Annotated in this window: 15 protein-coding genes; 13 read left to right on the top strand and 2 right to left on the bottom strand. The window is 64.5% G+C overall.

The annotated features are described in order from the left end of the window. Positions 1-85 precede the first annotated feature (85 nt). From JVX91_RS00950 to radA, 3 genes are all read left to right on the top strand, one after another. Positions 86-328, top strand: coding sequence for a DUF465 domain-containing protein (locus JVX91_RS00950; protein ID WP_205337603.1), 243 nt, complete (start codon positions 86-88; stop codon positions 326-328). A gap of 76 nt (positions 329-404) precedes the next feature. Further along, entirely contained in the window at positions 405-647 is a 243-nt protein-coding gene (locus JVX91_RS00945; protein WP_205337602.1) for a hypothetical protein, read from the top strand. Between the two features lie 134 nt (positions 648-781). Next, positions 782-2,161 (top strand): DNA repair protein RadA, encoded by a 1,380-nt coding sequence (gene radA, locus JVX91_RS00940; RefSeq protein WP_205337601.1) that lies wholly within the window; start codon positions 782-784, stop codon positions 2,159-2,161. A gap of 94 nt (positions 2,162-2,255) precedes the next feature. Here radA and JVX91_RS00935 read toward each other — a convergent pair whose 3' ends face one another. Further along, positions 2,256-2,624: a PilZ domain-containing protein gene (locus JVX91_RS00935; protein ID WP_205337600.1), complete on the bottom strand. Its 369-nt coding sequence runs from the start codon at positions 2,622-2,624 to the stop codon at positions 2,256-2,258. A 180-nt stretch (positions 2,625-2,804) separates the two neighbouring features. Between JVX91_RS00935 and JVX91_RS00930 the strand changes: the two genes are divergently transcribed. The 4 genes from JVX91_RS00930 (at position 2,805) to yjiA (ending at position 6,979) form a co-directional block, all read left to right on the top strand. Then, the gene (locus tag JVX91_RS00930) at positions 2,805-3,317 is read left to right on the top strand and encodes a DUF3015 domain-containing protein (protein ID WP_205337599.1); all 513 of its coding nucleotides are present in this window, start codon (positions 2,805-2,807) and stop codon (positions 3,315-3,317) included. A 189-nt stretch (positions 3,318-3,506) separates the two neighbouring features. Continuing rightward, a complete protein-coding gene (locus JVX91_RS00925; RefSeq protein WP_205337598.1) occupies positions 3,507-5,573 on the top strand; it encodes a carbon starvation CstA family protein in 2,067 nt (688 codons plus the stop codon). A gap of 12 nt (positions 5,574-5,585) precedes the next feature. Further along, positions 5,586-5,789 carry a YbdD/YjiX family protein gene (locus JVX91_RS00920; protein WP_015478970.1) on the top strand — a complete coding sequence of 68 codons (204 nt, stop codon included), beginning with the start codon at positions 5,586-5,588 and terminating at the stop codon, positions 5,787-5,789. A gap of 191 nt (positions 5,790-5,980) precedes the next feature. Next, entirely contained in the window at positions 5,981-6,979 is a 999-nt protein-coding gene (gene yjiA, locus JVX91_RS00915; protein WP_205337597.1) for a GTPase, read from the top strand. A gap of 316 nt (positions 6,980-7,295) precedes the next feature. Here yjiA and JVX91_RS00910 read toward each other — a convergent pair whose 3' ends face one another. Next, a complete protein-coding gene (locus tag JVX91_RS00910; RefSeq protein ID WP_205337596.1) occupies positions 7,296-7,982 on the bottom strand; it encodes a GntR family transcriptional regulator in 687 nt (228 codons plus the stop codon). Positions 7,983-8,122: 140 nt separating this feature from the next. Here JVX91_RS00910 and JVX91_RS00905 point away from each other — a divergent pair, with 140 nt between their 5' ends. The 6 genes from JVX91_RS00905 (at position 8,123) to JVX91_RS00880 (ending at position 14,905) form a co-directional block, all read left to right on the top strand. After that, positions 8,123-9,193, top strand: coding sequence for an ABC transporter ATP-binding protein (locus JVX91_RS00905; RefSeq protein ID WP_205337595.1), 1,071 nt, complete (start codon positions 8,123-8,125; stop codon positions 9,191-9,193). Positions 9,194-9,195: 2 nt separating this feature from the next. Beyond that, the gene (locus JVX91_RS00900; RefSeq protein ID WP_054906520.1) at positions 9,196-10,104 is read left to right on the top strand and encodes an ABC transporter permease; all 909 of its coding nucleotides are present in this window, start codon (positions 9,196-9,198) and stop codon (positions 10,102-10,104) included. After that, positions 10,101-10,892, top strand: coding sequence for an ABC transporter permease (locus JVX91_RS00895; protein ID WP_045216633.1), 792 nt, complete (start codon positions 10,101-10,103; stop codon positions 10,890-10,892). Before JVX91_RS00900 ends, JVX91_RS00895 begins: the two co-directional genes overlap by 4 nt. A 42-nt stretch (positions 10,893-10,934) precedes the next feature. Next, positions 10,935-11,987: an extracellular solute-binding protein gene (locus JVX91_RS00890; protein ID WP_205337594.1), complete on the top strand. Its 1,053-nt coding sequence runs from the start codon at positions 10,935-10,937 to the stop codon at positions 11,985-11,987. 207 nt (positions 11,988-12,194) lie between these two features. After that, a complete protein-coding gene (locus tag JVX91_RS00885; RefSeq protein WP_205337593.1) occupies positions 12,195-13,409 on the top strand; it encodes an amidohydrolase family protein in 1,215 nt (404 codons plus the stop codon). Further along, on the top strand, positions 13,406-14,905 hold the full coding sequence (locus JVX91_RS00880; RefSeq protein WP_205337592.1) for an amidohydrolase family protein: 1,500 nt from the start codon (positions 13,406-13,408) through the stop codon (positions 14,903-14,905). The genes JVX91_RS00885 and JVX91_RS00880 overlap by 4 nt, the downstream gene beginning before the upstream one ends. The last annotated feature ends 2 nt before the right edge of the window (positions 14,906-14,907 follow it).

The following is a 14,907-nucleotide window of genomic DNA, read 5'->3' as shown; positions in this document are numbered from 1 at the left end:
AAGTGCCGCTGGACCGGCGGCGCTGGGCGGTTACGCGCGGTGGTCTAGGCTTACGGGGCAACCCATCCACACAAGGAGGCCCGTCATGCCGCTCGAGCATCATCCCCTGTCCCGCGAATTTCCCGACCAGAAGGCACTCATGACCCGGTTGCACGGGAAAGACGCGAACTTCACCCGCATGGCCGCCAGCTATGAAGAGCTGGACAAGAAAATCTACGACATCGAGGACGGCCGCGAGGCGATGGACGACCTCTCTCTCAACTCCCTGAAACTGCAGCGCGTGACGCTGAAGGACGAGATCGCCGACCTGCTCAGGCGATCTTCCTGAGCTTGACCGGAGTCAAGGGTGTGGGTCGGAGCGAGGCGTAGGCTCCTGTCATCTATTTCCAACCGGTGCCACCGCCATGCGTAAAGCCATTTCGTCCTCTGGCAAGTCCGTCACCAAGCTCCCCAAACGCAACGTCGAAACCCTCCGCGCGCAGGAGCGTCTGGTCCGCCTGAAGCTGCAGTACGAGCTGCTGGACCAGCGCATTGGCCGCGTGGAAGAGGGCATCGAGCGCCCCGACTGCACCCTCGCCTCACTGCTGATGCGCCGCGAGAGCCTCAAGCACGATATGGAAAGCCAGTACCGCCGTCTGGCGAGCTGAGAATCGGCATACGATCTGCTGCGCCTCGGCATGACTGCGTCAAGGACCGGGACCAACGCGGGATCGTAAATGGGGCCTGAAGCGCCTGGCCCGATTGGCTATGATGCGGGCTTTGTCTTCGACGGAGTCCGCCCATGGCCAAGGCCAAGCGCATGTACGGCTGCACCGAGTGCGGCGCCACCTACCCGAAATGGGCCGGCCAATGCCCTGACTGCGGCGCCTGGAACACCCTGGTCGAGACCGTCATCGACACCACCCCGACCGGCGGCTCGGGCAACAGCTCCTCCGGCCGCGGCGGCTGGGCTGGCCAGCAGGCCAACATCAAGACCCTCGCCGAAGTCAGCGTCGAGGAAATGCCGCGCTTCTCCACCGCCTCGGCTGAACTGGACCGCGCCCTCGGCGGCGGCCTGGTCGATGGCTCGGTGGTGCTGATCGGCGGCGATCCCGGCATCGGCAAGTCCACCATCCTCCTGCAAACCCTCTGCAACATCGCCACGCGCCTGCCGGCGCTCTACGTCACCGGTGAGGAGTCCCAGCAGCAGGTCGCCATGCGCGCCCGCCGCCTGGGCCTGCCGGAAGACAAGCTCAAGGTCATGACCGAGACCTGCATCGAGACCATCATCGCCACGGCGCGCCAGGAGCAGCCGAAGGTCATGGTGATCGACTCGATCCAGACCATCTTTACCGAACAACTGCAGTCCGCGCCCGGTGGTGTCGCCCAGGTGCGCGAGAGCGCGGCGTTGCTGGTGCGCTTCGCCAAGCAGAGCGGCACGGCGATCTTCCTGGTTGGCCATGTCACCAAGGAAGGTTCGCTGGCGGGCCCGCGCGTGCTGGAGCACATGGTCGACACCGTGCTGTATTTCGAGGGTGAGTCCGATGGCCGCCTGCGCCTGTTGCGGGCGGTGAAGAACCGCTTCGGCGCGGTCAACGAGCTGGGCGTGTTCGCCATGACCGACCGCGGCCTGAAGGAAGTCTCCAACCCTTCGGCGATCTTCCTGACCCGCGCCCAGGAATCGGTGCCGGGCAGCGTCGTCATGGCCACCTGGGAAGGCTCGCGGCCGATGCTGGTGGAGGTTCAGGCGCTGGTGGACACCAGCCATCTGGCCAACCCGCGACGCGTGACCCTCGGCCTGGACCAGAACCGCCTGGCCATGCTGCTGGCCGTGCTGCACCGTCACGGCGGTATTCCCACGTACGACCAGGACGTGTTCTTGAACGTAGTGGGTGGTGTGAAAGTTCTTGAAACGGCGTCGGACTTGGCACTGATGGCGGCGGTCATGTCCAGCTTGCGCAATCGGCCGCTGGATCACCAGTTGCTGGTGTTCGGCGAAGTCGGTCTGTCAGGCGAGGTGCGCCCGGTGCCCAGTGGGCAGGAGCGTCTGAAGGAAGCCGCCAAACACGGCTTCAAGCGCGCCATCGTGCCCAAGGGCAACGCGCCGAAGGAATCCCCGCCCGGCCTGCAGGTCATCGCGGTGACTCGCCTGGAGCAGGCGCTGGATGCGCTGTTCGAATAGAGTCGCTTCAGCGTTGGTGATAGCCGATCGCGGACAAGGTCCGCTCCTACGAGAATGCCAACCTTTGTGTAGGAGCGGACGTTGGCACGGTCCTTCAATGCTCGCTGAGCAGCGTCAACTCCCGCTCCAGCAGCGATTCGTCGCCCAGGTTCAGCTCCACGAGACGGCGCAGGTGACTGATGGAGTCCAGGTCAATGTGCCGGCAGGTGAAGCCCAGCAGCCCCTCGCGCTCCCAGGCCAGGTCGGCCTCCATATAGACGTTGACGTCGAAGCCCAGGTAGATGCGCACCTGTACGGGCTCGCCAGCGGTGACCTGCCAGTGCTCCGGCCGTTGCACCAGCAGGCCCTGCAGCGACAGATCCAGCAGCGTTACCTTCCAGCGCTGGTCGCCCTGGCTGATCTCGGTGCCGGCGTCGAAGGCGATGCGCCGGAAGCGCCGGCGCTCGTCGTGATCGTCAGTCATGTCATGGCTCTCCGGCCGTTTCTGCTTCGCCTCACTATAGACAGAAGCCACAGGTAACGCGTCGCACGCCAGTTTCCGATGTTTCGTCCGTCAGACATATCCCGTGTCGGTTTGACAGGGTGCCGGCCCTCGCCAAAGCTCCATGAGCGTTAATCCAATACCAACTGCGGAGTGCAGAACATGGATAAGAAGCTCGTGAGCAAGGGTTTGATCATTGGGGTGCTGAGCGCCGCCAGCCTGTTGGCGCACGCCGACGAGGCCGGTCAGAGCGGCAAGGGATGTGGTTGGGGCAACATGGTCTTCGACGGGCAGCGTGGCCTGTTCCCGCACCTGCTGGCCACTACCACCAACGGTACGTCGGGTAACGCCACCTTCGGCCTGACCTCCGGCACCAACGGTTGCGATGCCAGCCAGCGCATCAGCTACGGCGGTCGTTCGATCTTCGCCATGAACGGCATGCTCGACAATATTGCCGAGAACATGGCCCAAGGGCACGGGGAGGCGCTGGACGCCTATGCGGTCCTGTTGGGCATCCCCGCGCAGGATCGTGCGCATTTCGCTCAAGTCACCCAGCAGCACTTCGGTGAGATCTTTGCCTCCAAGGACGCCACCGGCGAGCAGGTGCTGAACAACACCCTGACGGTGATGAGCCGCGATCAGGTGCTGGCTCAATACGCCAAGCAGCCGGCCTGATCCACCGTTGCACCATGAAGAGCCCGCCTTATGGCGGGCTTTTTCGTTTCCTGACTGCGCGGTCGGAATTCGATTGACCTCCGGCAATAAGCGCGTAATCGCCCTAGACTAAGGTCGTATGAATGGGTCGCGGGAAAGGACTAGAATTTTTCTGCGAATTCTCGCCTTTAATCTGTCGGAAGCCTCGCTATGACTAATAACAACAACCTGCTACGTCACCTTGCATGGCTGGTGGTGGCGATAGTCGGTGCCTTTGCCTTGGGAGTCGTGGCATTGCGCCGCGGCGAAGCCATCAACGCACTGTGGATCGTCGTCGCGGCCGTAGCCATCTACCTGGTCGCCTACCGCTACTACAGCCTGTTCATCGCCACCAAGGTGATGCAACTGGACCCCAACCGAGCGACCCCTGCGGTCCTCAACAACGATGGTCTGGACTACGTCCCGACCAACAAGCACATCCTCTTCGGTCACCACTTCGCCGCCATTGCCGGCGCCGGCCCGCTGGTCGGCCCTGTGCTCGCGGCGCAGATGGGCTACCTGCCCGGCACGCTCTGGCTGATCGCCGGCGTGGTGCTGGCCGGGGCCGTGCAGGATTTCATGGTGCTGTTCATCTCCAGCCGCCGCAATGGGCGCTCGCTGGGTGAGCTGGTACGCGAGGAAATGGGGCAGGTGGCGGGGACCGTCGCCCTGTTCGGCGCGTTCCTGATCATGATCATCATCCTCGCGGTGCTCGCGCTGATCGTGGTGAAGGCCCTGGCCGAAAGTCCGTGGGGCATGTTCACCGTGATGGCGACCATCCCGATCGCGATCCTCATGGGCGTGTACATGCGCTACATCCGCCCGGGCCGCATTGGTGAGATTTCCGTGGTCGGCGTTGCGCTGCTGCTGGGTTCCATCTGGCTCGGCGGCCAGGTTGCCGCCAGCCCCGAGTGGGCGCCGGTGTTCACCTTCCATGGCGTGCAGATCGTCTGGATGCTGATCGCCTACGGCGCGATTGCCTCGGTACTGCCGGTATGGCTGCTGCTGGCGCCGCGCGACTATCTGTCGACCTTCCTCAAGATCGGCACCATCATTGCCCTGGCCATCGGCATCCTGATTGTCATGCCGGAACTGAAGATGCCGGCCCTGACCCAGTTCACCGACGGCACCGGCCCGGTGTGGAAGGGCGGCCTGTTCCCGTTCCTGTTCATCACCATCGCCTGTGGCGCCGTCTCCGGCTTCCACGCGCTGATCTCCTCGGGCACCACGCCCAAGCTGCTCAACCGCGAGCCCGACGCCCGCTACATCGGCTACGGCGGCATGCTGATGGAGTCCTTCGTGGCCATCATGGCGATGGTCGCCGCCTCGGTCATCGAGCCGGGCATCTACTTCGCCATGAATAGCCCGCCGGCCGTGGTCGGCACCGACGTTGCCGCAGTCGCCGCGACCGTCAGCAGCTGGGGCTTCACCATCACTCCGGAGATCCTGACCCAGACCGCCAAGGACATCGGCGAGACCACTATCCTGGCCCGCGCCGGTGGCGCACCCACCCTCGCCGTAGGTATCGCGCACATCCTTCACCAGGTGCTGCCGGGTGAGAACACCATGGCCTTCTGGTACCACTTCGCGATCCTCTTCGAGGCGCTGTTCATCCTCACCGCGGTGGACGCCGGTACCCGTGCCGGGCGCTTCATGCTGCAGGATCTGCTGGGCAACTTCGTTCCGGCGCTGAAGAAAACCGACTCCTGGACCGCCAACATCGTCGGCACTGGCGGCTGCGTCGCGCTGTGGGGCTGGCTGCTGTACCAGGGCGTGGTCGACCCACTGGGTGGCATCAACACCCTGTGGCCGCTGTTCGGCATTTCCAACCAAATGCTGGCCGGGATCGCACTGATGCTCGCCACCGTCGTGCTGATCAAGATGAAGCGTCAGCAGTACGTCTGGGTGACCGCGCTGCCGGCCGCCTGGCTGCTGATCTGCACCACCACCGCCGGCCTGATCAAGCTGTTCGACAGCAACCCGGCCGTCGGCTTCATCGCCCTGGGCAAGAAGTACTCGGCCGGCCTGGACGCCGGGCAGATCATTGCCCCGGCCAAGGACATCTCGCAGATGCAGCACGTGATGATGAACGCCTACATCAACGCCGGCCTCACCGTGCTGTTCCTGCTGGTGGTGCTCTGCGTGCTGGTGTATGCCATCAAGGTTGGCGCGGCCGCCTGGACCAAGAAGGAGCGCACCGACAACGAGTCGCCATTCCAGCCGATCCCGGACGCCTGATGGAGGTTCACCATGTTCAATGACCTCAGCCGTATGGGTAAGTACCTCGGGCAGGCCGCGCGCATGCTGGTCGGCATGCCCGATTACGACACCTACGTTCAGCACATGCAGAACAAGCACCCGGACAAGACTCCGATGACCTACGAGGAGTTCTTCCGCGAGCGCCAGGAAGCGCGCTACGGTGGCGGCAAGGGACGCCCCATCCGCTGCTGCTGATGCGATGAAACTGGCGGCGTGGCCGAAGCCGCGTTGCCAGGGGCCGGAAAAATGCTCATCTACTGCAGTAGACTCCGCTTTTTCCGGCCCCTGGCGCCTTGCCTTGGCTGCCTCGCCGACGTTTCATTGATTATTGGACGGGCCGCGAGCGATCGCGGCCCGTTTTCATTTCCGATTGCCTGGATGTTCCCATGACCGATTCCGCAAGCGTGCCGCAGATTCCGGTGACTGTTCTCACCGGCTTCCTCGGGGCCGGCAAGACCACTCTGCTCAAGCACATCCTCAAGGCCGAACACGGCCTGAAGATCGCCGTGATCGAGAACGAGTTCAGCGAGACGCCCATCGACGCTCAGTTGCTCGGCGACGATGCGGTGCAGGTGACGACGCTGTCCAACGGCTGCGTCTGCTGCACCATCAATAGCGACCTCGAGCGTGCGCTCTACGTCCTGCTGGAGCGCCGCGACAACGGCGAGCTGGACTTCGACCGCCTGGTAATCGAGTGCACCGGCCTGGCCGACCCGGCGCCGGTGGCGCAGACCTTCTTCGTCGACGAAACCCTGCGCGAGCGTTACCTGCTCGACGGCATCATCACCCTGGTGGACGCCGCCAACGCCGACCGCCATCTGCAGGAAGCCATCGCTCAGGCCCAGGTTGGCTTCGGCGACCGCATCCTGGTGAGCAAGCGCGACCTGGTGTCGCCGGAGCAATACGACGCCCTGGTCGAGCGCCTGCAACGCATCAACCGCCGCGCGGAAATCCACGCGGTGGAGCACGGCGCCATCGAGCTGGAGCGCCTGCTCGACGTGCGCGGCTTCAACCTCAATGCCGATGTCGGCCTGCGCCCGCTGTTACGCCCAGTGCGCCCGGCGGCGGACACCACTGACCGCATCACCACCCTGGTGCTGCGCAGCGACAACCCGCTGGATATCGAGAGTCTCAGCGAATTCATGGACGACCTGCTGCAATGGCACGGCAACTCGCTGCTGCGCTACAAGGGCGTGCTGAACATCGCCGGCGAGGAGCGCCGCCTGGTGTTCCAGGGCGTGCTGCGGCTCTATGGGTTCGACTGGGATACCGAGTGGAAGGGCAATGAGCAACGCGAGAGCGTGATCGTCTTCATCGGTGACAACCTGCCCGAAGAGGAAATCCGCCGGGGCTTCGATCGCATCACGGGTGGCCCGACCGCCTGAATGAAAACGCCCGGCCAATGCCGGGCGTTTTGTTTGGCTCCTCGTAGGAGCGAGCTTGCTCGCGAACCAGCGCTCCCGGCTGACTCCAATTTCCAACGCTCGCGCCGTACAGTCCCCTCTCCCTTCAGGGGGAGGGCTAGGGAGGGGGAATGGAGCCAGGCCCCTCGCCGGAGTTCAGGCATGCCCTGTTGCCCTCTCCCCAACCCTCTCCCTGAAGGGAGAGGGGGCCGCCCGGTGCGGTGGCGGGCTTTGGCGTCAGCTGGGAGCTGCGGTTCGCGAGCAAGCTCGCTCCTACACAAAAGCGGCATGGCGTTACTCAGCCACCAATCAGATGCTTGAGCGGGTGATAGTCCGCCTTCAGGTTCCCCGCCGCCTTGATAATCGCCTGCTCGATGGCGTTCAGGTGCATGCAGGTCAACTCGATGGCCGCCGCCTGGTTGCCCGATTCGATGTACTCGATCAACTTCTGGTGCTCGTTGCCTCGGCAGGTCTCGTGCTGATCGTCGTCCAGGGTGGTGGCGTAGAGCGAGGCGCGCTCGATCAGCTTGCGGAAGAAATCCAGCAGCACCGGGTTGTTCAGCGCCGCCGCGAGCTTGAGGTGGAACTCGCCGAGCAGGTGGACGAACCGTGCGTGGTCATGGTCATGGGTCGCCTCTTCCAGTGCCACGTGGTCACGCAGGTCCTGGATGATCGCGCTGTCCGCGCGGCGGCAGAGTTCGCTGACGATGCCGATCTCGATCAGCCGCCGCGTTTCGAACAGCGAGCGGATCTCCTCGTCGCTGGGTAACGACACCCACGCACCTTTGTTGAGCGCGCTGGACACCAGCCCATCCGCTTCCAGATGTTTCAGCGCCGCGCGCACCGAAGTGCGGCTGACCTTGAACAAATCCGCCAATGCCGCCTCGCCGAGCTTCATGCCCGGGCGCAGGCTGCGCTTGCTGATCGCCTCGTAAACCCCTTGGTAGACGCGTTCCACCGTGGATTCGGGGTGCTTCTCCGTCATGAGCGACTCCGCCTCTTGCTTGACCCTTCAAAGGATGCCGCAAAACCGTCCGTGCAAAACCAGTTGCAGAAGAAAAATACATCAGCTATTTCTAGATTGCATTCAAATATTGCATACAAAAACAAGAGGAATGCACCAAAATGAATCACTCGTCGTCAGTCGAGGTGCGTCGGGTCAGCAAGCGCTACACCGATGATCCCAACGTCGCTCCCGCCCTCAACGAAGTGTCGGTCGACATCGCCCACAACGAATTCTTCACCCTGCTGGGGCCGTCCGGCTGCGGCAAGACCACGCTGCTGCGCAGCATCGCCGGGTTCGAGAACGTCACCTCCGGCGACATCCTCGTCGGCGGCGAGCGGGTCAACGACCTGCCGCCGTACCGCCGCCGCATCAACACCGTGTTCCAGAGCTACGCCCTGTTCCCGCACATGTCGGTGAGCGAGAACATCGCCTTCGGCCTGGAGATGCAGGGCCTGCAGCGCTCGGAGATTCCGAAGCGGGTGAAGGAAATGCTCGCGCTGGTGCAGATGGAACATCTCGCCCGGCGCAAGCCAGCCGAACTCTCCGGCGGCCAGCAGCAACGTGTGGCCCTGGCCCGTGCGCTGGCGCCCAAGCCATCAGTCCTGCTGCTCGACGAACCGTTGTCCGCCCTGGACCTGAAGCTGCGCAAGGAAATGCAGGTCGAGCTCAAGCGTGTGCAGGAAGAGGCGGGCATCACCTTCATCTTCGTCACCCACGACCAGGAAGAAGCGCTGACGCTGTCCGACCGCATCGCCGTGATGTCCCACGGCAACATCATGCAGATCGGCACGCCCAACGAGATCTACGAACGCCCGACCCACCGCTTCGTCGCGCAGTTCATCGGCGACATCAACTTCCTCCCCGGCCAGATGCGCCAGGGCGGCTTCCACCCCAACGCCATGGCCGCAGAGATTCCCTGTGAGATGCCGGCCGGCCTGAGCAGCGCCAGCGTGCAACTGGCCTTCCGCCCGGAGCGCTCGAAGCTGGTCGACCCGTCGCAGCCGCACCACCTGCGCGCGGTGATCGAGACGGTGATGTACGTCGGCACCGCCACGCTGTATCGCTGCCGCCTGCCCGATTCCTCGCAGATCACTCTGCGTGAGAGCAATGAAGGCGGCCGCGCCCGTGACGTCGGCGAGGCCGTGGCGGTGCACCTGCCGCCGCAGGCCTGCCTGCTGATGGAGGCCTGAGCATGAAGGAGTCGCCCACTACCCGACGCCTGTTGCTGCTCAGCCCGGTGGCGCTGACGCTGCTCGGGCTGATCGCCATTCCGCTGGCGATCATGGGCTACATCAGCCTGCTGCCGCGCAACCTCTACGGCGGCGTCGACTGGCACGCCGACTGGCAGATCCAGAGCTACGTGCAGCTGTTCTTCCAGGAGGATTTCGACGGCAACCTGGAGCTCAACTGGGTCTACGCCCAGGCGTTGTTGCGTTCGCTGTTCCAGGCCGGTGGCACCACGCTGCTGTGCTTCCTCTTCGGCTTCCCGGTGGCGCTGTGGATGACCAGCCTGAGCGAGCGCTCGCGCAACCTCATGGTGCTGCTGATCACCATCCCGTTCTGGACCAACCTGCTGATCCGCAACTACGCCTGGCTGATCATCCTGCGCGAGCACGGCTGGATCGCGCAGACGGTCAATGCGCTGTTCCCCCAGGCCGGTGGCATCACCCTGCTGTACAACGACTTCGCGGTCTGCGTCGGCCTGGTCTACAGCTTCCTGCCGTTCATGATCCTGCCGATCTACTCGACCCTGGAGAAGCTCGACTGGCGCCTCGTCGAAGCCGCCTACGACCTCGGCGCGAATCGCTGGAAGGCGCTGCGCCGGGTGATCCTGCCGCTGTCCATGCCCGGTGTGATCGCCGGCTCGCTGCTGGTGTTCGTGCCAAGCCTGGGCGCCTTCATCACCCCCGCCATCCTCGGCGGCGGCAAGACGCTGATGATTGGTAACCTGATCCAGCAGCAGTTCGGCACCGCGCGCAACTGGCCGCTGGGCGGTTCGCTGTCGTTTCTGCTGCTGGCGATCATGCTGCTCGCGCTGATCGCGTTCGCCCTCTATAGCCGCCGCGCCGCCAAGGCCGTCCACCTGGGAGCTTCCGCATGATCGCCCAGCACCTGAAGAAACTCCCCGGCACCCGTGAGACCAGCCTGCTGGTGCTGGCGTACCTGTACCTGCCGATCTTCGTGTTGATCGCCTACAGCTTCAACGCCAACCGCTCGGCCACGGTGTGGACCGAATTCTCCTTCGCCTGGTACGGCAAGATCGTCGCCAACCCCTCGATCCAGGCCGCCGCGTTCAACTCGCTGGTGGTCGCCGGTTTCGCCACCGTGCTGTCCACGGCGATCGCCCTGGCGGCGGCGCTGGCGACCTCGCGGCCGTTCTACGGGCGGCGGATGGTGGAGGGCGGTATCAACCTGCCGCTGATCCTGCCGGAGATCGTCATTGCGGTGGCCACGCTGCTGCTGTTCATGTCGCTGGGCATCAAGCTCGGCCTGATGACGGTGATCGTCGCCCACGTCGGCTTCTGCATTCCGTTCGCCTACCTGCCGATCCGCGCACGCCTGAACGACCTGGACAAGAGCCTGCTGGAAGCCGCCGGCGACCTCTACGCCAGCCCCTACCAAGTGTTCCGCCGCGTGACGCTGCCGCTGCTGTGGCCGGCGGTGCTGTCCGGCGCAGTGCTGGCGTTCGTGGTCAGCCTCGACGATTTCATCATGACCTTCTTCGTCGCCGGCCCTGGTTCGACGACGCTGCCGGTCTACATCTTCTCGGCCATCAAGGCCGGGGTGACACCCGAGATCAATGCCATCTCGACGCTCATGCTGGTGATTTCCATCGTCCTCGTGGTGCTGTCGTACTGGCTCGGCCAGCGCGGCAAACCGGACGCTTGATAACGACTGCCGACCCTGACCTTTAGCTTTTCGGAGAGCCCTATGAAGTTGAATGCCCTGCGTCACGGCCTTGCCGGTTTGTCCCTCGCCCTGCTGGCCGCGGGCGTTGCCCAGGCCGAGGAACCCAAGCAGCTGTTCTTCTACAACTGGACCGACTACTACCCGGTGGAACTGCTGGCCAAGTTCGAGAAGGAGACCGGCATCAAGGTCACCATGGACGGCTACGACAGCAACGAAACCCTGCTGGCGAAACTGCAGGCCGGCGGTGCCGCGTACGACGTGATCGTGCCGTCGCATTCGATCATGCAAACGCTGATCAAGCAGGACCTGTTGCGGGAGATCGACACGCCGACCCTGGCCAACTTCCAGTACGTGAAGCCGGCCTTCCGCGATCCGGGCTTTGACCCCGGCCGCAAGTATTCGGCGCCTTACCTGTGGGGCACCACCGGCTTCTCCTACGACAGCGCGCGGGTGCCGGGCGGCAAGCTGGATGACTCGTGGAAGGAATTCTTCGAGCCGCGTCCGGAGCTGCAAGGCCAGGTCGCTGCGCTCGACACGCCGAGCAGCCTGATCAACGCCGCCGCGCATTACCTGAACGTCGACGAGTGCACCGAGAACCCGCAAGACGCGAAGAAGATCCTCGAACTGCTGCAGAAGCAGAAGCCCTTCCTGAAGATGTACAGCTCGGACAACACCGTGGACCGCATGGCCTCCGGCGAAGTGGTGCTGATGCAGAACTGGAACGGCTCCACTGCGCGCGCCACGCTGCAGAAGAGCACCATCAAGTACGTCTACCCGCGCGAGGGCGTGGCCTCCTTCCAGGACAACTTCGCCGTGCCGAAAAGCGCGCCGCACCCGGAGAACGCCAAGGTCTTCATCAACTGGATGATGAAGCCGGAGAACGCCGCCGCGGTGACCAACGCCATCGCCTATTCCAACGGCATCCAGACCGACCAGTTGCTCGACGCAAAGTGGAAGGTCATGGACGCGATCAACATGCCTGAGGAATACACACAGCGGCTGCGCCTGGAAAAGGAATGCAGCAACAAGTCCCGCGAGCTGCAGGACCGTATCTGGTCCAAGCTCAAGGGCTGACACATCTGATCCTCGCAAGAGCGCCCCCTCCCGCAGGGAGGGGACCGCTCGGTGCAGGATGAAACCTCAGCGTCAGCCGGCACTTGCTGCCCCCTCTCCCTCCGGGAGAGGGCTGGGGTGAGGGGCGGACGCTGGCGCCATCAAGCGCATCGGCGGATAACCGCAATGGGTTATGCGCCCCACGTTTTCAACAAGATCGAGGTCCCCATGACCGACAGCTACTGGCTGCGCAACATCCGTCCGCAGGGTAACGCAGCGGAAGACTTTTTCATCCGTGATGGACGCATCGCCGAACGTCGTCCAGCTAGCGGCGCCGCGATTGCACCCGGCGACATCGACGGCGCCGGCCAGCTCCTGCTGCCGCCACTGGTGGAAAGCCACTGCCACCTGGACAAGACCCTCTGGGGCCAACCCTGGCGCCCCAACAGCGCCGGCCCCACGCTCAAGGATTACATCGCCAACGAACGCCGCGTACTGCGCGAGATCGAAGCACCGATCTCCGAGCGTGCCGGCGCGCTCCTGGAGCAGTGCATCGCCCGTGGCTCGCTTACCTTCCGCTGCCACGTCGACATCGATCCCGAGCTGGGGTTGCGCCATGTAGTCGCCATGCAGGCGCTGCGCGAACGCTACGCCGACCTGATCGACATGGAGTTCGTGGTCTTCCCGCAGACCGGTCTGGTCAGTCGCCCTGGTACCGCCGAGCTGATGCGCGAGGCCATGCAGCTGGGTGTGGAAAATGTCGGCGGGCTCGATCCCTGCGGCATCGACGACGATCCCATCGCCCAGCTGGATATCGTCTTCGGCCTAGCCGTGGAATTCGGCCGGGGCGTGGACATCCACCTGCACGACAAGGGCGAACTCGGCCTCTGGCAGATCGCCCGCATCGCCGATTACACCGAGCGTCACGGCCTGCAAGGCAAGGTCATGATCAGCCACGCCTACTGCCTGGGCATGGCGCCCTGGGAGCAGGTCGAGCCGCTGGCCGAGCGACTCTCCGAGCTGGGCATTTCCCTCATGAGCTCAGCCCCGGCCGATACGCCGGTGCCGCCGTTCCTCGCGCTGCGAGACGCCGGCGTGAACCTGTGCCTGGGCAGCGACGGCATCCGCGATGCCTGGTCGCCCATGGGCAACGGCGACATGCTCGAACGCGCCATGCTGCTGGCCTTCCGCTTCGACCTGTGCAAGGACGAAGACCTTGCCGCCGCGTTTGGCGCCGCCACCGCCAACGGTGCGCGCGCGCTGGGCCGTGAGCCGGCACGAATCGACGTCGGTGCCGCAGCGGACTTCATCCTGCTGCCGGTACAGACTCTCGGTGAAGCCGTGGTCGCGCGCCCGGCGCAGCGCCAGGTATTCAAGGCTGGCAGGCTGATTGCCGAGCATGGTCGCCTGTTGGCCTCTCGTCTGCAGGAGCGGGGTTTGTGAGTGCTCCACGCATCGGCCTGAAAGCCAGCTTCGTGGTTGGCTTCGATGGCCGCCAGCATGTGCTCTGGCGCCACGGCGAAGTGGTGTTCGAAGGCGGGAAAATCCTCTTCGTCGGGCGTGGCTTTCCGGGCGAAGTCAGTCAGTGGATCGACTATGGTCATGCGCTGATCGGCCCCGGCTTCATCGATCTGGATGCGCTCGGCGACCTCGACTCCACCGTGCTCACCCTGGACAACGGCGCCGAGTGGAGCATGGGCCGAGTCTGGTCCGAGGACTACCTGCGCGCCGGGCCGAGCGAGTGCTACAGCCCGGAGGAGGAGTTGTTCAAATACCGCTACGCCTTCACCCAGCTGATCCGCAACGGCATCACCACCGCCATGCCGATCACCTCGATGTACTACCGGCGCTGGGCCGAGCACTACGACGAATTCGCCGGGGTTGCTGCGCTCTCCGGCGAGCTCGGCCTGCGCACCTACCTCGGTCCCTGCTACATGAGTGGCATGACCTACGCTCGCATTGATGGCAGCCCCGCGCAGCATTGGGATGAAGCTGCCGGCCTTGCCGGGCTGCAGGAAGCCGAACGCTTCTTCCGCGACTTCGACGGCGCGCACAACGGCCTGGTGCGCGGTGCGCTGCTTCCGGACCGCATCGAAACCTGCACGCCCGCACTGCTGGAGCGCACCGCCGCCGTGCAGCGCGAACTGGGTGCGCCGTTGCGCCTGCATTGCTGTCAGTCGCGCTACGAAGTCGAACTGGTGCGCCGCCTGCGCGACACCTCGTCGCTACAGTGGCTCGATAGCTACGGCGTGCTCAACCCGCGCAGTGTGTTGCCCCACGGCATCCTGCACAGTGGTAAGCACGAACTGCAGCGCCTCGCCGATACGGGCGCGAGCCTCGTGCATTGCCCCGTCGTGTTCGCCCGCGAAGGCGATGCGCTGGACTCGTTCGGCGCATACCGCGCGCGCGGTATCAACCTCGCCATGGGCACCGACACCTTCCCGGCGGACATGCTCGACAACCTGCGCCAGGGCCTGAATATCGCGAGGGTGAAGGAAGGCGATACCGAGCACACGCGCATGCTCGACCTCTACAACGCCGCGACACTCGGCGGCGCCCAGGCGCTGGGCCGCGATGATCTTGGCCGCCTCGCTCCAGGCGCCCGCGCGGACATCACGGTGTTCCGCCTCGGCGACTTCCATCAGGGACCGTTCTTCGACCCGCTGAAGAACCTGTTCACCGCCGGGCGCGGCGACGACTGCATCGCCAGTTTCATCGACGGCCGCAGCGTCATGCAGGATGGCCAAGTGATCGGCGCCGACTACGCCGACCTGCAACGCCGCGCCGATGCGCTGTTCCAGAAGCAGATGCAGCACCACGCCGAGCGCGCCTTCGGCAATCCGCCTTGGCGCACGCTGTTTCATTCCGCGATTCCCTTCGCCGACTCGTACAGTGCCGATGCACCGCTGCTCGACGCGCACGCACCGTGTGCCTACTGAAG

Origin of the sequence: Pseudomonas sp. PDNC002, from assembly GCF_016919445.1 — a bacterium.
Classification (GTDB): domain Bacteria; phylum Pseudomonadota; class Gammaproteobacteria; order Pseudomonadales; family Pseudomonadaceae; genus Pseudomonas.
Note: the sequence above shows the minus strand (reverse complement) of the source record. Positions and strands in the feature narration are given on the sequence as shown.